Here is an 18209-nt window from a genome sequence, read left to right as displayed (position 1 = left end):
GGCAGCCGTACGGGCGCCCCCGGGTGAGTGCACCCCGGCAGCCATGGCTGCCGGGGGCTTCGTGACGGGGCATGCGTACGCTTGACCTCGTCACTCACCGCACTACCGAGGGGAAGCGAACCCATGAAGGCTCTCGAGGTCGGCGCCAAGGCCCCGGACTTCTCTCTGAAGAACCAGCACGGCGAGACCGTTGCGCTCTCCGACTTCAAGGGCCGGAAGAACGTCGTTCTGCTGTTCTACCCCTTCGCCTTCACCGGTGTGTGCACGGGCGAGCTGTGCGCCCTCCGCGACGAGCTGCCGCACTTCGTCAACGACGACGTCCAGCTCCTCGCCGTGTCCAACGACTCCCCCTTCACCCTGCGTGTCTTCTCCGAGCAGGAGGGCCTCGAGTACCCGCTGCTGTCGGACTTCTGGCCGCACGGCGAGACCTCCCGGGCCTACGGCGTCTTCGACGAGGTCAAGGGCTGCGCGGTGCGTGGAACGTTCGTCATCGACAAGGAGGGCGTCGTGCGCTGGACCGTGATCAACGGTCTGCCGGACGCCCGTGACCTGAACGAGTACATCAAGGCGATCGGAACTCTCTGAGTGGTTTCCCTGGGTGGGAGGGGAACCGCTCACTAGGATCGAATCGTTGATCCAGCAGCATCCGTAAGACACGGGGGCACGCCGTGCTCCTCACCAGCAACTGTCAGGAGGACTCGTGGGAGTCAGCCTCAGCAAGGGCGGCAACGTCTCGCTGACCAAGGAAGCCCCGGGCCTGACCGCCGTGATGGTCGGTCTCGGCTGGGACGCTCGCAGCACCACAGGAGCCGACTTCGACCTCGACGCCAGCGCGCTGCTGGTGAACGCGGAGGGCAAGGTCACCAACGACCAGAACTTCGTGTTCTTCAACAACCTCAAGAGCCCCGACGGCTCGGTCGAGCACACCGGTGACAACCTCACCGGTGAGGGCGAGGGCGACGACGAGGTCGTCAAGGTGAACCTCGCGGGTGTGCCGGCCGACGTCGACAAGGTCGTCTTCCCGGTCTCCGTCTACGAGGCCGAGACCCGTCAGCAGAGCTTCGGCCAGGTCCGCAACGCCTACATCCGCGTGGTGAACCAGGCCGACGGCAACGAGCTGGCGCGCTACGACCTCACCGAGGACGCGTCGACCGAGACCGCCATGGTCTTCGGCGAGCTCTACCGGCACGGCACCGAGTGGAAGTTCCGCGCGGTCGGCCAGGGCTACGCCTCCGGTCTGCGGGGTATCGCTCAGGACTTCGGCGTCAACGTCTGACGTACGACAGGACCGGCAGGTCACTCGTCCACGGGTCCACCTGATCTCGGCAAAGGTACGGCGCCGCACACTTCCCGGTCGGGGAAGTGTGCGGCGCCGAGCGCTTCACCACACTGGGCGCATCACAGGGGAGAGGAAAAACAACATGGGTGTCACGCTCGCCAAGGGGGGCAATGTCTCCCTCTCCAAGGCCGCACCGAACCTGACGAAGGTGCAGATCGGCCTCGGCTGGAAGGCCCGCTCCACCACCGGCGTCGACTTCGACCTCGACGCCAGCGCGTTGCTCTGCGCGAACAGCCGTGTCCTCGGGGACGAGTACTTCATCTTCTACAACAACCTCAAGAGCCCCGACGGTTCGGTCGAGCACACCGGTGACGAACTGGTCGGCGGCTCCGGCGGCGACGACGAGACAGTCCTCGTGGACCTGCCCGGTGTCCCCGGGCAGATCGACAAGGTCGTCTTCGCCGTCTCCATCTACGAGGCCGACTCCCGGCACCAGACCTTCGGTCAGGTCACCGACGCGTACATCCGTGTGATCAACCAGGAAGACGGGCAGGAGCTCGCCCGGTACGACCTCACGGAGGACGCTTCCTCGGAGACCGCGATGATCTTCGGCGAGCTCTACCGCCACGGCGGCGAGTGGAAGTTCCGTGCAGTCGGCCAGGGGTACGCCTCCGGGCTGCGAGGCATCGCCCTAGACTTCGGAGTCAACGTTTCGTAAAGAGCGTCTCAGCAAGAGATTCAGACGATTGGGTAGCCAGTGATTCTGAAAACCTTCGGCTGGTCCTTCGGCATCACTGCTGTCGGGCTGGCTCTGGCCGCGTACTTCTGGGGGTGGGAGGGCTTCGCCGTGGTGGCGATCCTCTCCATCCTGGAGATCTCGTTGTCCTTCGACAACGCGGTCGTGAACGCCGGTGTGCTGAAGAAGATGAACGCCTTCTGGCAGAAGATCTTCCTCACCATCGGCATCCTGATCGCGGTCTTCGGAATGCGGCTGGTCTTCCCGGTCGTGATCGTGTCCGTCAGCGCCAAGATCGACCCGATCGAGGCGGTCCGGGTCGCGCTCGACAACCCGGACAGGTACGAGCAGCTGGTCACGGACGCCCACCCGGCCATCGCCGCGTTCGGCGGGATGTTCCTGCTGATGATCTTCCTCGACTTCATCTTCGAGGAGCGGGACATCAAGTGGATCGGCTGGCTGGAGCGTCCGCTGTCCAGGCTCGGCAAGGTCGACATGCTGTCCGCCTGCATCGCCCTGATCGTCCTCCTGGTCTCCGCGCTCACCGTGGCCACCGCCGCCCACCAGCACGGCGGCACGCACGCGGACAAGACGTCGACGGTGCTGCTCTCGGGCATCGCGGGTCTGATCACGTATCTCGTCGTCGCCGGCCTCTCCGGCCACTTCGAGGACAAGCTCGAAGAGGAGGACGAGCGCGAGCACGAGGCCGAGGAAGAGGCCAGGCGCGAGGGCAAGGACCCGACGCTGGTCGGCGTCGCGGGCAAGGCCGCGTTCTTCCTCTTCCTCTACCTCGAAGTGCTGGACGCGTCCTTCTCGTTCGACGGCGTCATCGGTGCCTTCGCCATCACGAACCACATCTTCTGGATGGCGCTCGGTCTGGGCATCGGCGCGATGTACGTCCGTTCGCTCACGGTCTACCTGGTCCGTCAGGGCACCCTCGACGACTACGTCTACCTGGAGCACGGCGCGCACTACGCCATCGGCGCGCTCGCCGCGATCCTCCTCGTCACCATCAAGTACGAGATCCACGAGGTGGTCACCGGCCTGATCGGGGTCGCGCTGATCGGTCTCTCGTTCTGGTCCTCGGTCCGCCGCAACCACGCGATCGCGGCGGCCGGTGGCGGGGACGACGACGGTGGCGAGGAGAGCGAGTCCAAGCCGGAGGTATCGTCGGGCGTGTGATCGTCCAGGCCGCGGGTGTGTCATCGCGGACCGAATGAGGAACGCTCTCTGCGGGGCGGCGTCGAGTCGGACTCGGCGCCGCCCCGCGGCAGTTGGCCGTACGACCGAGTGGGTGTGGGGGTACGAGATGGTCTCCCTGTGGGAGAACTGGCGGCAGGGGATGGGGAAGTGGCCGAAGTTCGACACGGTCGGCGGCCCGTCCACGTACGCGGTCGAGTTGACGAAGCGCAACTCGGTGCTGTCCCTGACCAAGCAGGGGAGCGACACGGGCAGCCTCCAGGTCAACCTCTCCTGGCGGATGCGGAGTTCGGACATGACGGGCCGCGCGTACCGGGGCAGTTCGCTGCGGCACCCGCTGCGCGCGTTCAAGCCGGAGGTGGTGCAGGCGCACACCCAGGGCGTGGTCAACGTCGACCTGGACCTGGCCTGCATGTACGAGCTGGTGGACGGCAGCAAGGGCGTGGTCCAGCCGCTCGGCAAGCTCTTCGGGGACTTCCACGCGCCGCCGTTCGTCAAGCTCACCGGTGACGACCGGTTCGGCTCGCCGTCGGGCGAGACGATCTACGTCAATCTCGACCACAAGGACGAGATCAGGCGCATGCTGTTCTTCGTCTACATCTACGACAACACCCCGGCGTTCGACCGCGCGAACGCCCTGCTGACGCTCATCCCCGGCAACGGGGTACGGGTCGAGGTCGCCGTCGACCAGCATGCCCCGCAGGCCCGTTCGTGCGCGGTGCTGCTGATGGAGCACGACAACAAGGGCGACCTGGTCGTACGGCGCGAGGTGCGCTACGTGTACGGCTTCCAGTCGGAGCTGGACCGGCTGTACGGCTGGGGCCTCCAGTGGGGCCGTGGCTACAAGTCGAAGATCTGAGCCGCCCCGGCCCTATCGCCCACGACGCACCCGCCCACGACCTACCGCCCCGGACGCGCCGGAGCGCGCGCACCGCCGGTGCGCGCGCTCGCGGAGAGACGTCCTCAACGGTTCAGGAACTGGGGCCCCTGCGGCGGCAGTTCCGTCGTCTCCGGCCCACGCCCCGGCCCGTGGCCGGGCCCCGGGGCGTGGGCGGCGGCCGGGTCGGGGTGGTGCGGATAGCCGTAGACGGGCTGCGGGTACCCGTACGCGGGCTGGGTGGTCGGCGGGTGCTGCGGCTGCGGCGGGTAGCCGTACGCCGGTTGTGTGGCCTGCTCGTCGGGCACGGTGAAGGCGGCCGGGGCGGGGTGCGCCCCCGCGGGCTGCGGCTGCGGTTCCGGCCCGGGACCCGGCGGCGGGCCCGGCGGCCGCGGCGGCGGTTCGGGGCTCGGCTGCGGCTCGGGCCGGGGCTCGGGTACGGGCTGGGGCTGCGGGACGTCCGGCTCCGACGGCGGCTCCGGCACGGTGGCGCCGGGCTGGGCCGGGAGCCCCGAGGGGTCGGCGCTCCCGTCGTCCACCGAGATGCCGAACTCGGTCGCGAGCCCGATCAGCCCGGTGTCGTAGCCCTGGCCGAGGGCGCGGAACTTCCACGTCGACTCGCGGCGGTACAACTCGCCGCAGATCATGGCCGTTTCGGAGCCCGTCTCCGGTTGGATCGGGAAGGTGGCCAGCAGTTCGTCGCCGGCCGCGTCGTGCAGGGTGAGCCGGAGGTCCCGTACGCCGGCGAAGGACCCGCCGTCCGCCGACGCGGCGAGCATCACGCACGTGACGGCGTCGTCGAGCGCCGACAGGTCCGCCTCGACCGTGTCGATCAGTCCGTCCGCGCCGCGCGCCTTGGCGCGGTGGCGCACCAGGCCGGAGGGGTGCCGGGGCTGGTTGTAGAACACGAAGTCGTCGTCCGAGCGGACCCGTCCGTCCGCACCCAGCACCAGCGCAGAGGCATCGACATCCGGCACGCCCGAACCAGGCGTCCAGCGCAGTACGGCGCGTACCGTCCGGGCGCTCAGCTGAATGTTCGAGCCCTTCACCATTGTGTGGGTCATACGCACAATCCTGCCCTCCGGTGCCCGTCGCGGACAACGCCGGACGGCTGTCCATACTTGGCGGTAACCCGTTCTTCACCTGTGTGGGCACGCTCGGGCACGCCCGGTACCCCGATCCGAACGTACGATGAGTGGCCAGAAGTCGCCCCTTCCAGGGGTGGAAGCAGCTCACGGTCAGACGGGAAGACGGGGTTCCATGCGCCATTTCAGGCATCTCGCGCCCGACGTCCAGCGCACGTTGTTCCACCGGGACCCGACGGAGTTCGGCCCCACCTCACCGCTGCGCACGCTCGCCTCGGCGCTCGGCGCCACGCTCTACAGCCCGGCCACCCGCCCCCGCCTCGCGGACGACGTGCTGCGCCAGGCGGACCGGGGCGTCGTGTCCATGGTGCTGTGCCTGGAGGACTCGATCGACGACGGCGAGGTGGCCGAGGCCGAGGAGAACCTCGTACGCCAGCTCGCCCGGCTGGACCGGCTCACCGCCGAGGGGGACGCGGCCGGTGACGGCGGCCCGCTGCTGCTGTTCATCCGGGTGCGCCATCCCGAGCAGATCCCGGACCTGGTGAAGCGGCTCGGCCCGGCCGTGCGGCTGCTCGCCGGGTTCGTGCTGCCGAAGTTCACGGCGGTCACGGGCCTGCCGTTCTTGGAGGCGCTGGCGGACACCGGCACCGTCGACACCGGTACGGGCGGCGGGCGGCGTCTGCTCGCGATGCCCGTGCTGGAGTCGCCGGAGCTGCTGCACCTGGAGACTCGCGCGGAGACGCTGGCGGGCATCGCCCGCGCGGTGGACGAGCACCGCCAGCGGGTGCTGGCGCTGCGCCTCGGGGTGACCGACCTGTGCTCGGCGTACGGGCTGCGCAGGACGCCGGAGATGACCGCGTACGACGTGCAGCTCGTCGCCTCGGTGATCGGTGACGTGGTCAACGTGCTGGGTCGCGCCGACGGCACGGGCTTCACCGTGACGGGGCCGGTGTGGGAGTACTTCCGGTTGCAGGAACGCATGTTCAAGCCCCAGCTGCGGCAGAGCCCGTTCCTCAGCGGGCGGGCGGAGGAACTGCGCACGGCCCTCATCGAGCACGACATGGACGGGCTGCTGCGCGAGATCGAGATGGACCGGGCGAACGGGCTGCTGGGCAAGACCTGCATCCACCCCTCGCACGTGGCGCCGGTGCACGCCTTGTCGGTGGTCACGCACGAGGAGTACAGCGACGCGACCGACGTGCTGCGGCCGGAGCGGGACGGGGGCGGCGTGCTGCGTTCCGCGTACACGAACAAGATGAACGAGGTGAAGCCCCACCGCGCCTGGGCCGAACGCACCCTGCTGCGCGGCGAGGTATTCGGCGTCGCGCGGGAGGGCATCGGTTTCGTGGACCTGTTGTCGGCGGGGGTCCGGTGAACGGCGACGGAGAGCGGGAGCGCGTGACGGCGGAACGGCAGCGGGAGCAGGCGGCGGGGCGTACGGGGGAGCCCGGCGCGGAGGTCTGGCCGGGGGAGTGGGTCGCGCGGCGGCTCGGCGTCGAACTGACCGGTGACGTACGGGACCTGATGGGCCTCGCCCTGCGCCGCAACCCGAAACGCGCCCATCTGCTGGTCTCGCACCTGCTGGGCAAGCACGTACCGCAGCGGCCCGGCCTGGTGCACGGCACCGGTGTCGACCTCGGCCGACGCGTACGGCGCCTGCTGGGCGACGCGGAGGCGGACCGGGCGGTGGTGGTGGGCTACGCGGAGACGGCCACCGCGCTCGGGCACAGCGTCGCGGACGGCGTGAACGAGGGCACCGGCGCGGACGAGAGCACCGGCGCGGGCACCGGCGCGACGTACCTGCACTCCACCCGGCGCGCGGTGCGCGGGGTGCGCGCCGTGGGCGGGTTCGAGGAGGAGCACTCGCACGCCACGTCGCATCTGCTGCTGCCCGAGGACCCGCGGCTGCTGGCGGGGGACGGGCCGCTGGTGCTGGTCGACGACGAGTTCTCGACCGGCCGGACGGTACGGAACACGATCACCGCCCTGCACCGGAGCTTCCCGCGCGGGCGGTACGTGGTGGTGGCGCTCGTCGACATGCGCGCGCCCGCCGACCACGCCGCGCTGGAGAAGTGCGCGGCCGAACTCGGCGCGCGCGTGGACGTGGTGGCCCTCGCCACCGGCGGCGTACGGCTCCCGGCGGACGCGCTGGCGCGCGGCGCGGAGCTGGTCGCGGAGCACGGCGCGGAGGTGACGGCGCACGCGGCCGGGGCGCACGCCGGGGGTCCGGCCGGTGGCGGCGTACGGTCGCCGCTGCGGCCGCCCGTACGGGTCGACCTCGGCTGGCCCCTCGGCCTCCCGGACGGCGGGCGGCACGGATTCACCACCGGCCACCGCGCGCGGCTGGAGGCGGCCCTGCCGGGCATGGCGGACCGGCTCGTGGCGGCGCTGCGGGAGGCGGGCGTACGGACGGACGTACCGGCGGGAGGCGTACCGGCGGGAGGCGTGCCGGGGGAGCGTGCGCGGGTGCTCGTGCTCGGGTGCGAGGAGCTGATGTACGCGCCCCTGCGCCTCGCCGTCGCGCTGGAGGAGGCGCTGGGCGACGCGGTCGAGGTGCGGTTCTCCACCACGACCCGGTCGCCGGTGCTGGCCGTGGACGACCCGGCGTACGCCATCCGCACCCGGCTGACCTTCCCCGCCCACGACGTCCACGGCGGCCACGACGGCAGCCACGAGGCCCCCCACCCCACCCTCCCGCCCGACGCGCCCACGCCCTCCGCCGCCGAGCGGTACGCGTACAACGTCGCCCCCGGCGCCGACCCCGCCCGCCGCTTCGACGCCGTCGTCGCGGTCGTCGACTCCACCGCCGACACCCCCGCCCTGCACGCCCCGGACGGCCTCCTCGCGTGCCTCGCCCCGCACACCGGCGCGGTGCTGTGCGCCGCGCTCCCCTCGTACGTGCCGCTGCCGCGCCCGCTGCGCGGCCCGGCGTTCTCGTCGTACGCGCCGGACGACGTCGGCTGGCTGCTCCAGGACCTGTCCGACGTACGGCTGGAGGCGCCCACGGAGGAGCGCGAGGAGGCGATCCAGCAGGGGGGCGCGCACTACGCGGAGTCGCTGCCCGTCGAGTACCAGCCCAGTGAGGAGTACCAGCGCCTCTTCCACGGCGCCCTGGACCACTCCGCCGCCCGCATCGCCCGCGCGGTCGGCGCGGTGACGGACACCGTGCTCGCCGAGCGCGGCCCGCGCCCCGTGCTGGTCTCGCTCGCCCGTGCGGGTACGCCGGTCGGCGTGCTGATGCGGCGCTGGGCGCGGCACGCGCACGGCGTGGACCTGCCGCACTACGCGCTGTCCATCGTGCGCGGACGCGGCATCGACACCACCGCGCTGCGCTGGCTCGCGGCCCACCACGACCCCGCCGACGTCGTCTTCGTCGACGGCTGGACCGGCAAGGGCGCCATCACGCGCGAGCTGGCCGACGCCGTCGCCCCTCATCCGGGCTTCGACCCGGAGATCGCGGTGCTCGCGGACCCCGGCGGCTGCGTGCGGACGTACGGCACCCGCGAGGACTTCCTCATCCCCTCCGCGTGCCTCAACTCGACGGTGTCCGGGCTGATCTCGCGTACGGTGCTCCGCGCCGACCTGGTGGGCCCGGACGACTTCCACGGCGGGAAGTTCTACCGCGAGCTGGCGGACGCGGACGTCTCCGGCCTCTTCCTGGACACCGTCGCCGCGCGCTTCGACGAGGTGCGGGAGGCCGTCGCGGACGACGTGCGGGCGTTGCTCGCCGCCGACCGCGCGCCGACCTGGGAGGGCTGGCGGGCGGTGGAGCGGATCAGCGAGGAGTACGGGATCGGGGACGTGAACCTGGTCAAGCCGGGCGTCGGTGAGACGACCCGCGTGCTGCTGCGCCGTGTGCCCTGGCGGGTGCTCGCGCGCCGGGGCGCGGGGCGGGACCTGGAGCACGTACGCCTGCTCGCCGGGCAGCGCGGTGTGCCGGTCGAGGAGGTCGACGGGCTGCCGTACAGCTGCGTCGGGTTGATCCATCCACGTTTCACCAGGGGCGCCACGGGCGCGGACGGGAAGGCGGCCAGGTGACCGGTCCACGGACCACGGGCACGCGTACGGGCACGGCGGCGGGCACGGGCACGGCGGCGGACGGTGGCCGGGGCGGCGCGCGCGCCGTGCTGGTCGCCAGCGACCTCGACCGCACGCTGATCTACTCGGCGGCGGCCCTCGGCCTGACCATGCCGGACCCGGAGGCGCCCCGGCTGCTCTGCGTCGAGACGTACGAGCGCCGCCCGCTGTCGTACATGACCGAGACCGCCGCCGCGCTCTACGCCGAACTGGCCGCGCGGGCCGTGCTCGTCCCCACCACGACGCGGACCCGCGAGCAGTACCGGCGCGTGCGGCTGCCCGGCCCGCCCGCGGCGTACGCGGTGTGCGCGAACGGCGGTCACCTGCTCGTGGACGGTGAGTCCGATCCGGCGTGGCAGGCACACGTACGGCGTGAACTGACCGGCTGCGCGCCCCTCGACGAGGTACGCGCCCACCTCCGCCGTTCCGCCGACAGCGACTGGCTGCTGAAGGAGCGGGTGGCGGAGGAGCTGTTCGCGTACCTGGTGGTGGACCGGGAACGGCTGCCCGACACGTACGTGAAGGAGCTGGGCGACTGGGCCGGGCCGCGCGGCTGGACCGTCTCGCTCCAGGGCCGCAAGATCTACGCGGTGCCGCGCCCGCTCACCAAGAGCGCCGCCGTCGCGGAGGTCGCGCGCCGCACCGGCGCCCCCGTCACGTACGCGGCCGGGGACTCGCTCCTCGACTCGGACCTGCTGCTCGCCGCCGACCACGGCTGGCGCCCCGGACACGGCGAACTGGCCGACAGCGGCTGGGACGCCGCGCACGTCGCGGCGCTCGACGAGCGTGGGGTGGCCGCGGGGGAGCGCATCCTGCGGGAGGCGCTGGCGGTGCTGGCACGGGAGTAGCCGCCGGAGCCGCGCTCACCCCCGGAGGCCGCGCCGCCGCCGTACGCCGCGTACGCCCCGCTCCCCACGTACGCCCCGCTCATCCCGTACGTCCGGGACCGCGCCCGCCCGTCGCCGGTCCCGCGCCGCGGGCGGCGGCAGCGGGCGCCGACGCGGGTCGCCGGGAAGCGCCCGCGCGCGGTGCCGGTCCTCGCGCGCGGCCTGGTCGGGGTGGCGGGCGCGCCAGTACGGGTTGTCGTGCGACAGGCCGCCGCTGACCCGCCCGTACATGCCGAAGACCAGCAGCAGCAGGCCGACGGCGAAGCTGAAGAGGACGTTCGGCAGCTCGAACGCGAGGATGTTGGCGTCCCGTTCGAGCAGCGCCAGGTTCACGAAGCCGCTCAGCAGGAAGCCCACCGCGAGCACGGTGTTGAGGGTGGAGGCGAAGTTGCCGCCGCGCACCATGCCGTAGCAGAGCAGCAGGCCGACGACCACGGACACCGTGCTGAGCGCGCCGTTGGTGCTGAGTCCGGCGACCGTGTCCCCGCCCCGGTCGAAGAGGCCGACGCGGTCGGTGAACCCGAGGACGCCGAAGACCAGCAGCAGGAGCCCGACGAGTCCGGCCCCCACCCGGTACACCTGGCTCAGCCCGTGGTCCACGGGAAGGTGTTCGTCGAGCACGGTGCTCGGGCGGCGGCGCGGGTGGCGCAGGGTGTGCAGTGTGGCCATGGCGGCCTCCTCGGTCGAGGGCGCCCCGCCGGACGGGAGGGGCGCCCCTCCAGCATCCGCCCACCGCGCCCCGCCGCCAACCGGGAGAGCCGGGGCCGCCGGGACGACCGGGACGGGGACGCCCCCCGGCGGCTCAGCCGCAGCAGCCGCCCCCGCAGCAGCCACCGCCGCCACCCCCGCCACCGCCGCGCGGTGCCGGGGCGGCGCCGCCCACGGAGACCGTCGACAGCAGCTTCACGGTGTCGTCGTGGCCCCGCGGACACGGCGCGGGCGCGCCCGACTCCGCCATCGGCCTGCTCAGTTCGAAGTCGTCCCCGCACCGGCGGCAGCGGTACTCGTATCGCGGCATGCCCGGAAGCATAGCCGCCGCCCGTACGCCGCCCGCCGGGCGTGACGGGCCGCCGACGGCCGTACGGCGCCGGGCTCAGCGGCCGTTCCGCCGGGCCCGCCCCGGGCCCTGGCCGGGCCCCGCGCCGGGGCCGCCCGCGCCCATCTCCTGCCGGAGCTGCTCCACGACCCGCTGCACGGTCTCCTTCACCGCGTCCAGCTCCGTGAGGAACCGCCAGTAGTCCGGGTGCCGCCCGGTGAGGCCCGCCACCGCGCGGTCGACCCGTGCCACCGCGTCGTCCAGCGGGCGCGCGTGCCGTGGGTCGGGCGTCGTCCGCCCCGCCATCGCGAGCCGCTGCGCGTCGCGGATGGCGAAGCGCGTCCGTTCCACCTCGGCGGTCTGGTCGAAGCTCACCTCGTTCAGCCGCTGGAGGCGGTCGCCCGCCGCCTTGACGGCCTCGTCCGCCGTGTTCAGCAGGGCCCGTACGGTCGACAGCAGCGACGTGGCGTCCGGCCAGCGCTGTTCGTCGCGGGCCTTCCGGGCCTCCCGCAGCTTCTCCTCGGCCTGCCGCACCGCCCGTACCGCCTCGTCCGGCACCTGCTGGAGGTCCTGCCAGCAGTCGGCGCTGAACCGGCGGCGCAGCTCGCTCAGCACCGGCTCGACCTTCCCCGCGCGGGTGTGCAGCGCCTGGGTGCGGGTCCGCAGGGAGCTGAGCCGCTTGTCCGTCTCCGCCGCGGTCTCCGGCAGCCGCGCCGCCCGGCCGCGTACGGCCTCGGCCTCGCGGGCGACGCGGTCGGCGCGCTGGAGGGTGTCGCGGATGCCGTGCTGCCCGGCGCCCTCGTTCAGCTTCGTCAACTCGGGGAGAGCGCGGCCAGTCGGGCCGCGAGATCGTCGGCGGAGAGTCCGGCGGCGCGGGCGGCGTCCAGCGCGTTCGACGCGGCGAGCAGCCCCTGCCGGGCCCGCTCGACGGCGGGCGCGAGCCGGGCGAGCTGCGTCTCGGCCTGCTCCAGCAGGCCGCCGAGGCCCTGCTCGAAGCGGTCCAGCTCGCCCTTGGTCCGCTCCAGCGCCTCCTTCGTCCGGGTCAGCTCGGCGCGGGCGCGTGTGGCCGCCGCGGAGTCGAGGTCGTCGCGGTCCAGGTCGTGGGCGTCGACGACGGTGATGTACTCCTGGCTCACCTGGTCGATCCGGGTGCCCAGCGCCGCGAAGTCGCTCACGGCTCGCCGTCCGGCCGGGGAGTCCTCGACGGCGGTGATCGTCTCGATGGAGATGCGCAGGTCGCGCTGCGCGGTGTCCAGCTCGTAGAACGCCGCTGCGGCTGCGTCCTTCGCGGCCTGCGCGTCGGCCCGCAGGCTCTCGGCACGGCCGCCGCCCCATCCCCAACGCCGGGTGCTGCCGCCGTTCGTCGTCACGTCATCCTCTCCCCGTGTCCCGCAGCCGGTGGACCTGCCCCATTCTCCCACCCGGACACAACGAACACACGGGTCGATCCGTTCGCGCCGGCCACCGGCAGCCGTACGCGGAGACCGGAACGGACCGTGCCGGGCACCGGCTTTCGCCCGTGCGGTGGGGGCGGGGTAGTCTGGCACCCCGCCACGCGGTCGGGGCGCATAGCTCAGCGGTAGAGCGCTGCCCTTACAAGGCAGATGTCACAGGTTCGATCCCTGTTGCGCCCACTTCCCGGCCCCCGGTCACCTCGTGACCGGGGGCCTTCCGCGTACGGCCCGCGGTGACGCCGTACAACGCCCGTGCCCCGGGCGGACGTTGCCGTTCCGCGCCGCCAACTCCGGTCCCTTGGCGGGTCGTGGGGTGGGAGGGGCCGGTGAACGGTTACGTGAGGGGGATCGGCCGGTGACATCCGGCGGGCTCCCACCGCCTAGTATCGCCGGGACCGCGTGCCGGGTGGGCACGCACGAGCGAAGGAGTACCGATGTCGACCGGCTGCCGTGACTGCTCGACCTGTACCAAGCCCGGCCTCGTGCGGGTCTTTGAGAAGTGGATGGTCGGCCTCCTCTACCTGCTGACGGTGGGGATCGCGTACATCATCAAGCGCGGCATGAGGTCCCACTGCCCGCAGTGCAACCATCTGCTGGCCCGCCACGCCCGCCGCCGGGACGGTTCGTTCGCGGACTGACCTCCGCGCGTACGGACCCGGGGCGCCGTGCCCGCCGACCGGCGGCGCGGCCCGACCGGATGGGCCGCCCCGGGATGCCGGAGGGTGAGGGCGACGTTACGTTCCGCCTATGATCCGATGGGTACGCCGTCACGCCACCGCCCGCGCCTCCGCGTTCTCGGCCGCGCTCCTCGCGGCCCTCGCCGCGGCCGCCCCGGCCGCTCCGCCGCCGTCCGCCGACCCCGCCCCCGTGGCGGGCCGCGGGCGGGCGCCCGCTGCGCCCGGCGGCGCCGCCGAGGCGGGCCTGCCGGGCCGCGGCGCCGTCGCGCCGAGCCGGACGCTGGCGGCCCCCTTACGGCCCGCGCTGCCCGGCGCGGTCTCGCCGTACCTCTCGCTGGGCTGGGGCGACGCGCCCGACCCGCTGGACGTCATGCGGGAGACGGGTGTCCGCTGGTTCACGCTCGCGTTCGTGCTGAGCGACGGGGAGTGCGCGCCGCGCTGGGACGGCGTACGTCCGCTGACCGGCGGCGCGGACGAGGAGGCCGTACGGGCCGTACGGGCGGCGGGCGGTGACGTCATCGCGTCGTTCGGCGGCGGGCTGGGGCACCGGCTGGAGCAGAGCTGCCCGGACGGGCGGTCCCTGGCCGACGCGTACCAGCGGGTGATCGACGCGTACGCGCTGGAGGCCGTCGACGTCGACATCGAGACCGAGGCGTACGAGGACCCGGCGGCGCGGGCGAAGACCGTCGAGGCGCTGAAGCGGGTGCGCGCCCGCAACCCCGGGCTGACGCTGTACGTCACCCTCCCCAGCCATCCGCACGGCCCCGACCGCGCGTTGATCGACGAGGCGGCGCGGGAGGGCGTCGACGTGGACGCCTGGACGATCATGCCGTTCGCCTTCGGGGAGTCCGCGCGGGGCCGGGACATGGGCACCCTCACCATCGAGGCGGTGGAGGGGCTGAAGGACACGCTGCGGAGCGCGTACGGCTACGGCGACGCCGAGGCGTACCGGCGCAGCGGCGTGTCCACGATGAACGGGCTCGCGGGGCGCGGCGAGGTGATGACCCTGGAGCACTTCGCTGAGCTGAAGCGCTACGCGGAACGCACCGGGCTGGCCCGGCTCGCGTTCTGGTCGGTGAACCGCGACCGCGCGTGCGGCGGTGGCGGCTACCGCGCGGACGACACCTGCTCGGGCGTACGGCAGCGGCCGTGGGCGTACACGCGGGCGCTGACCGGGTACGTGGGATAGGGCGCGGCGCGTACGGCGGCGGGCCCGGGTGCGTCGGCCGGGGTGCGGTGGGCCGACTCCCGTGCCGCGCGCGTCAGTTGGCGGGCGTCGGTACGGGAGTCGCCGGTACGGGCACGGGGCGGCGGCGTATCAGGAAGGCCGCCAGCGACCCGGCCGCGAACAGCGCGCACAGCGACACGGCCGTGCCGATCCACGCGGTGTGCAGCCAGCGGCTGCCGAGGTAGCCGAGGCCGACCGTGTACGCCGCCCAGGCCAGGCCGCCGAGCGCCGACCACGGCACGAAGTCCTTGGCGCGGCGGTGCGCGGCGCCCGCCATCAGGCTCACCACGGAGCGTCCCGCCGGGGCGAACCGGGCCAGCACGACCAGCGCGCCGCCCCCGCGCACGAACGCGTGCCCCAGGTGTTCCTGGGCGTGCGTCAGCCGCCGGGAGCGGGCGATGGCGCGGTCGAGCCGCGCGCCGCCGCGCCACGCCAGCCGGTAGACGGCGAAGTCACCGAGGACGGACGCCGCCGCCGCGCACAGCACCAGGGCGAGCATCTGCGGGAAGTGCGTGGCCGAACTGGCGGCCTCGGCCGCCGTCGTGCCCGCGACCGCCGTCGCGGCCCCGATCACCAGCACGCCGCTGGGGAGCACCGGGAGGAAGACGTCGAGCAGCACGGAGAGCGCGATGAGTGCGTAGAGCCATGGGGTGCCGATCACCGACACCAAGGCTTCCGGCACGGCAGGCTCCCCCGTTCGACTGTGTTTGGCCGCCACATACCGCCGTACAGCGTACGCCCGGGTACTTCACCCGTGGTGGGCGGGGCGCCGCTGTCGATCACGCGGCGTCCAGGACAAGAAGTATCCCGGATCGAACCGACTTTCCCACCGAACGGACAGACCTGATGAGGAGTATCGGTGAAGACCTCACGCATGATCGGCGCGACGGCCCGCCGCGGCACTGCTGGCGGTAGCGGCCGGGGGACCGGTCGACGGGGCGGACCGGGCGGACCGGGCGGAACCGTCGGCCCGGGTGAACGGCGCGGACGCGGCGGCCCGTTCGGGCGGGGAGGGCCAACGGCTGCGCGCTGAGGGCCGGTTCGCGCCGCCGGACGGTACGGGGGTGCCGCGGGCCGTCACGTACGACCGGCGGCTGGTGCCCGAGGGGGCCCGGATCGCCGTGGAACAGCGGGTGGACGGCGCGGGGACGCGCGTCGCGGTGGCCGTGCGCGGCCTGCTGCCGGGGCACACGTACGGGGTGCACGTGCACACCGCGCCGTGCGGCGCCGACCCGGACGACGCCGGGCCGCACTACCAGCACCGCCCCGACCCGGTGCGGCCCTCCACCGACCCGGCGTACGCCAACCCCGGCAACGAGATCTGGCTCGACCTCACCGCGGGCCCCGGCGGCGACGGCCGCGCGGCCACGCTCCATCCGTGGAACTTCCGTACGGGCGAGGCCCGCTCGGTGGTGCTGCACGAGCACGCGACCCGTACGGCGCCCGGCGAGGCGGGCATGGCGGGCGGGCGCGTGGGCTGCTTCACCGTGCCGCTGCTCGGCGACGGCGGCGACGGCGGCGGGCACGGAAGCGGCGGCGGGGAAGGCGCCGGGAGCTGAGGCGGCCCGCTCCCGCGCTCAGGGCGCGGGAGCGGGGGTGCCGGAGCCGAGGGGCGTGCGCGGGCCGGGGACCGGCGCGGTGGCCGTCGCCGCCGCGCGGGCGGCGCCCGTGGTGGGCCGCAGGGTGTCCAGGGCGGCGCAGGCGACGGCGTCCGTGTCGGTGAGCGTCACCGAGTTCACGCCGGGGCGCGCGCCCGCGGCCGTCACCCAGTGCACGCCCTCGGTGGGCACCCCGACCGCGAACCGGCGCGCGTGCGGGCGCCCTTGGCGGTCGAGCAGCCGGTACGGGCGCCCGCTCACGTCGAGTCCGCCCGTCTCGTAGCCGTCTAGGGCGTGCGGTCGGCACTCGCCCGCCCGCAGCAGGGCGGTCAGCAGCGGGTCGGCCGTACGCCGTACGTCCGGCTCCGGCAGCCGGGCCTCGACCAGCGCGGTGACCGTGACGGCGCTGTCGGGGACGGCGGGGGAGTGGGCGTGGAAGACGCCCGCGGCGTCGTCTGCCCGTACCTCCGTGCCGGGGCCGAGGACGGTGAGGACGCCCGCCTCGATCAGCGCGGCCATCTCCTCGATGCGGCGGCGCGGGGGGCCGATGGAGAGGAAGGCGTTCAGCGGCGTGTACCAGTGGTCCAGGTGGTCGCGGCGGGACGGTCCGCCGAGCCCCATGTGGTCGACGATCTGCCGCAGTTCGTTGCGCAGGTCGCGCAGGACGTCGAGGGCGGCCTTGACGGGGCCGCGCACGTTCCCGGCACGGGCGTGCGCGACGTCCTCGCGCAGCCGGTCCAGCAGCCAGGAGTGGAAGCCGTCCGGGCCGGTGAAGACCCGCCCGGCGTGCGGCGCCTGTACGGAGTCCCAGCACCAGCGCGCGTCGTCGGGTATGCCGAACGCGGCCAGTACGGCGGCCTCTTCGGCGCCGCGGTGCGCGGTGGCCAGGAAGCGCGCGCGGAAGCCGTCGGGGCCCGCCCCGGGGCACGGCGCGCCGTCCGGGGCGCGGGCGGCGAGCAGCCCCTCGTAGTAGACCGTCTCGACCTCCTTGGCGACCAGCGGCCAGACCTCCGCGCGGAAGTCCGGCGGGTCGCCCGCGTCCGCGCGGGCGCGCAGCCGGGCGATGGTCTCCGGGGTGAGCAGCAGGGGGTCGTGACGGCCGTGCGCGCCCTTCTCGTTGTCCCCCCGCGCGTGGTACGGGACGCCCCGGCGCGAACCCGCGTACAGCCGCGGCTCCTTGCCGGAGGGCAGGTAGCGCAGCGCGGCCGGTGCGCCGCCCTCCCGCACGCCGTCCTCCCCCGCGCCCTCCCGTACGAACGTGCCGCCGCGGCCGCCGGTGAGCAGCGCCAGGTGGTCGAAGAAGTTCAGGCCGAGGCCGCGCAGCAGCACGGGCTGTCCGGGCGCGAGGGCGTCCAGTTCGGTGGTGAGGTCGGCCGGGTTGGCGGGCGGGAGGTACTGGAGGCCGTGCCGCCGCGCGTGGGCGGCGAGTTCGCGCTCCGGCCGGGACGGTACGGCGGGGAGGTGGCCCTGGGCGAGCACGACGGCGGCGAGGCCCGTCAGCCGGGTGCCGTCGGACAGTTCGAGGCGCTGGGCCGCGCGTTCGCCGGGTATCTCGTCCGCCAGCCGTACGGCGCGTGCCGCGTGCGTCCGTACGGTCACCGATTCCGGCGCGCGGCGCAGCACTTCGGCGAACACCCAGCGCAGGTAGGCGCCGTAGAGCCGCCGCGTCGGGTAGTCGTCGGGGCCCAGCGGGCGGGTGTGCGGCGTGGCGTCGCCGTCGGCCCCCGGGGCGCCGGACGCGTACCACTCGTGCAGGCTGGGGCCGGGGCGGATCGGGCCGTCGGCCGTCACGGTGGCGTCGGTGAACAGCGTGACCTGCGAGGCCACGGTGTTCATCAGCAGCTCGCCCGGCTGGTCGGTGCGCCAGACGCGGCCCGCACCCGGTGGCTCCGGGTCCACCACGTGGACGGTCAACCGGTCGTCGGGGCCGAGCCGTCGGGGCACGGACGCGCACAGCCGCTCCAGCACACTCGTGCCGCGCGGACCGGCGCCGACCACGGCGATGGCATGGTGCAGGGCGGCCAAGAGTCCTCTCCCGGTGCATGTGCATGCGTGCGGTGCTGGTCGTTCGCGTC

The 18209-nt window shown here is 73.7% G+C and carries 16 protein-coding genes, 1 tRNA gene and 1 pseudogene; 12 read left to right on the top strand and 6 right to left on the bottom strand.

Going from position 1 to position 18209, the window contains the following annotated elements; all coding sequences use genetic code 11:
* The first annotated feature begins 123 nt into the window (after nucleotides 1-123).
* The 5 genes from D7M15_RS06625 (at nucleotide 124) to D7M15_RS06605 (ending at nucleotide 4074) form a co-directional block, all read left to right on the top strand.
* Nucleotides 124-585 carry a peroxiredoxin gene (locus D7M15_RS06625; RefSeq protein ID WP_121516635.1) on the top strand — a complete coding sequence of 154 codons (462 nt, stop codon included), beginning with the start codon at nucleotides 124-126 and terminating at the stop codon, nucleotides 583-585.
* 115 nt (nucleotides 586-700) lie between these two features.
* On the top strand, nucleotides 701-1276 hold the full coding sequence (locus D7M15_RS06620) for a TerD family protein (RefSeq protein ID WP_121516634.1): 576 nt from the start codon (nucleotides 701-703) through the stop codon (nucleotides 1274-1276).
* A gap of 145 nt (nucleotides 1277-1421) precedes the next feature.
* A complete protein-coding gene (locus D7M15_RS06615) occupies nucleotides 1422-1997 on the top strand; it encodes a TerD family protein (protein ID WP_121516633.1) in 576 nt (191 codons plus the stop codon).
* A 39-nt stretch (nucleotides 1998-2036) separates the two neighbouring features.
* Nucleotides 2037-3197 (top strand): DUF475 domain-containing protein, encoded by a 1161-nt coding sequence (locus tag D7M15_RS06610; protein ID WP_121516632.1) that lies wholly within the window; start codon nucleotides 2037-2039, stop codon nucleotides 3195-3197.
* A 127-nt stretch (nucleotides 3198-3324) separates the two neighbouring features.
* Nucleotides 3325-4074, top strand: coding sequence for a Tellurium resistance (locus tag D7M15_RS06605; RefSeq protein ID WP_121520345.1), 750 nt, complete (start codon nucleotides 3325-3327; stop codon nucleotides 4072-4074).
* Nucleotides 4075-4178: 104 nt separating this feature from the next.
* On the opposite strand, the gene D7M15_RS06600 is transcribed toward D7M15_RS06605, so the two are convergent.
* Entirely contained in the window at nucleotides 4179-5156 is a 978-nt protein-coding gene (locus D7M15_RS06600; protein WP_121516631.1) for a TerD family protein, read from the bottom strand.
* A gap of 196 nt (nucleotides 5157-5352) precedes the next feature.
* Here D7M15_RS06600 and D7M15_RS06595 point away from each other — a divergent pair, with 196 nt between their 5' ends.
* From D7M15_RS06595 to D7M15_RS06585, 3 genes are all read left to right on the top strand, one after another.
* Nucleotides 5353-6552 carry an HpcH/HpaI aldolase/citrate lyase family protein gene (locus tag D7M15_RS06595; RefSeq protein ID WP_121516630.1) on the top strand — a complete coding sequence of 400 codons (1200 nt, stop codon included), beginning with the start codon at nucleotides 5353-5355 and terminating at the stop codon, nucleotides 6550-6552.
* Between the two features lie 23 nt (nucleotides 6553-6575).
* Nucleotides 6576-9215 carry a phosphoribosyltransferase gene (locus tag D7M15_RS06590; protein ID WP_240649592.1) on the top strand — a complete coding sequence of 880 codons (2640 nt, stop codon included), beginning with the start codon at nucleotides 6576-6578 and terminating at the stop codon, nucleotides 9213-9215.
* Nucleotides 9216-9301: 86 nt separating this feature from the next.
* A complete protein-coding gene (locus D7M15_RS06585; protein ID WP_121520335.1) occupies nucleotides 9302-10102 on the top strand; it encodes an HAD family hydrolase in 801 nt (266 codons plus the stop codon).
* 15 nt (nucleotides 10103-10117) lie between these two features.
* On the opposite strand, the gene D7M15_RS06580 is transcribed toward D7M15_RS06585, so the two are convergent.
* From D7M15_RS06580 to D7M15_RS06570, 3 genes and pseudogenes are all read right to left on the bottom strand, one after another.
* Nucleotides 10118-10810 (bottom strand): DUF4383 domain-containing protein, encoded by a 693-nt coding sequence (locus D7M15_RS06580; RefSeq protein ID WP_121516629.1) that lies wholly within the window; start codon nucleotides 10808-10810, stop codon nucleotides 10118-10120.
* Between the two features lie 133 nt (nucleotides 10811-10943).
* Complete coding sequence (locus D7M15_RS06575; protein ID WP_121520333.1) at nucleotides 10944-11159, bottom strand: zinc ribbon domain-containing protein; 216 nt, start codon at nucleotides 11157-11159, stop codon at nucleotides 10944-10946.
* 75 nt (nucleotides 11160-11234) lie between these two features.
* A pseudogene (locus tag D7M15_RS06570) lies at nucleotides 11235-12547 on the bottom strand (hypothetical protein).
* Between the two features lie 192 nt (nucleotides 12548-12739).
* Between D7M15_RS06570 and D7M15_RS06565 the strand changes: the two are divergent.
* The 3 genes from D7M15_RS06565 (at nucleotide 12740) to D7M15_RS06555 (ending at nucleotide 14497) form a co-directional block, all read left to right on the top strand.
* A tRNA-Val gene (locus D7M15_RS06565) sits at nucleotides 12740-12811 on the top strand.
* A 254-nt stretch (nucleotides 12812-13065) separates the two neighbouring features.
* Nucleotides 13066-13269, top strand: coding sequence for a hypothetical protein (locus tag D7M15_RS06560; RefSeq protein WP_121516628.1), 204 nt, complete (start codon nucleotides 13066-13068; stop codon nucleotides 13267-13269).
* A 109-nt stretch (nucleotides 13270-13378) separates the two neighbouring features.
* The gene (locus D7M15_RS06555) at nucleotides 13379-14497 is read left to right on the top strand and encodes a chitinase (protein WP_240649161.1); all 1119 of its coding nucleotides are present in this window, start codon (nucleotides 13379-13381) and stop codon (nucleotides 14495-14497) included.
* Nucleotides 14498-14570: 73 nt separating this feature from the next.
* On the opposite strand, the gene D7M15_RS06550 is transcribed toward D7M15_RS06555, so the two are convergent.
* Nucleotides 14571-15218: a VTT domain-containing protein gene (locus D7M15_RS06550; RefSeq protein WP_121516627.1), complete on the bottom strand. Its 648-nt coding sequence runs from the start codon at nucleotides 15216-15218 to the stop codon at nucleotides 14571-14573.
* 292 nt (nucleotides 15219-15510) lie between these two features.
* On the opposite strand from D7M15_RS06550, the gene D7M15_RS06545 reads away from it, so the two are divergent.
* Entirely contained in the window at nucleotides 15511-16095 is a 585-nt protein-coding gene (locus D7M15_RS06545; RefSeq protein ID WP_121516626.1) for a superoxide dismutase family protein, read from the top strand.
* An 18-nt stretch (nucleotides 16096-16113) separates the two neighbouring features.
* Here D7M15_RS06545 and D7M15_RS06540 read toward each other — a convergent pair whose 3' ends face one another.
* Nucleotides 16114-18159, bottom strand: a complete 2046-nt coding sequence (locus tag D7M15_RS06540) for an FAD/NAD(P)-binding protein (protein ID WP_121516625.1) — start codon at nucleotides 18157-18159, stop codon at nucleotides 16114-16116.
* Nucleotides 18160-18209 lie beyond the last annotated feature (50 nt).

This window comes from Streptomyces sp. Z26 (genome assembly GCF_003665095.1).
In the GTDB taxonomy this organism is placed as follows: Bacteria; Actinomycetota; Actinomycetes; order Streptomycetales; family Streptomycetaceae; genus Streptomyces; species Streptomyces phytohabitans.
This window is presented reverse-complemented; position numbering and strand designations above follow the sequence as displayed.

Bases quoted from the DNA above. Each gene is read 5' to 3' on its own strand.
- D7M15_RS06625 (WP_121516635.1), top strand. From the start codon at position 124: ATGAAGGCTCTCGAGGTCGGCGCCAAGGCCCCGGACTTCTCTCTGAAG.
- D7M15_RS06615 (WP_121516633.1), top strand. From the start codon at position 1,422: ATGGGTGTCACGCTCGCCAAGGGGGGCAATGTCTCCCTCTCCAAGGCC.
- D7M15_RS06605 (WP_121520345.1), top strand. From the start codon at position 3,325: ATGGTCTCCCTGTGGGAGAACTGGCGGCAGGGGATGGGGAAGTGGCCG.
- D7M15_RS06600 (WP_121516631.1), bottom strand. From the start codon at position 5,156: ATGACCCACACAATGGTGAAGGGCTCGAACATTCAGCTGAGCGCCCGG.
- D7M15_RS06595 (WP_121516630.1), top strand. From the start codon at position 5,353: ATGCGCCATTTCAGGCATCTCGCGCCCGACGTCCAGCGCACGTTGTTC.
- D7M15_RS06580 (WP_121516629.1), bottom strand. From the start codon at position 10,810: ATGGCCACACTGCACACCCTGCGCCACCCGCGCCGCCGCCCGAGCACC.
- D7M15_RS06575 (WP_121520333.1), bottom strand. From the start codon at position 11,159: ATGCCGCGATACGAGTACCGCTGCCGCCGGTGCGGGGACGACTTCGAA.
- D7M15_RS06560 (WP_121516628.1), top strand. From the start codon at position 13,066: ATGTCGACCGGCTGCCGTGACTGCTCGACCTGTACCAAGCCCGGCCTC.
- D7M15_RS06555 (WP_240649161.1), top strand. From the start codon at position 13,379: ATGATCCGATGGGTACGCCGTCACGCCACCGCCCGCGCCTCCGCGTTC.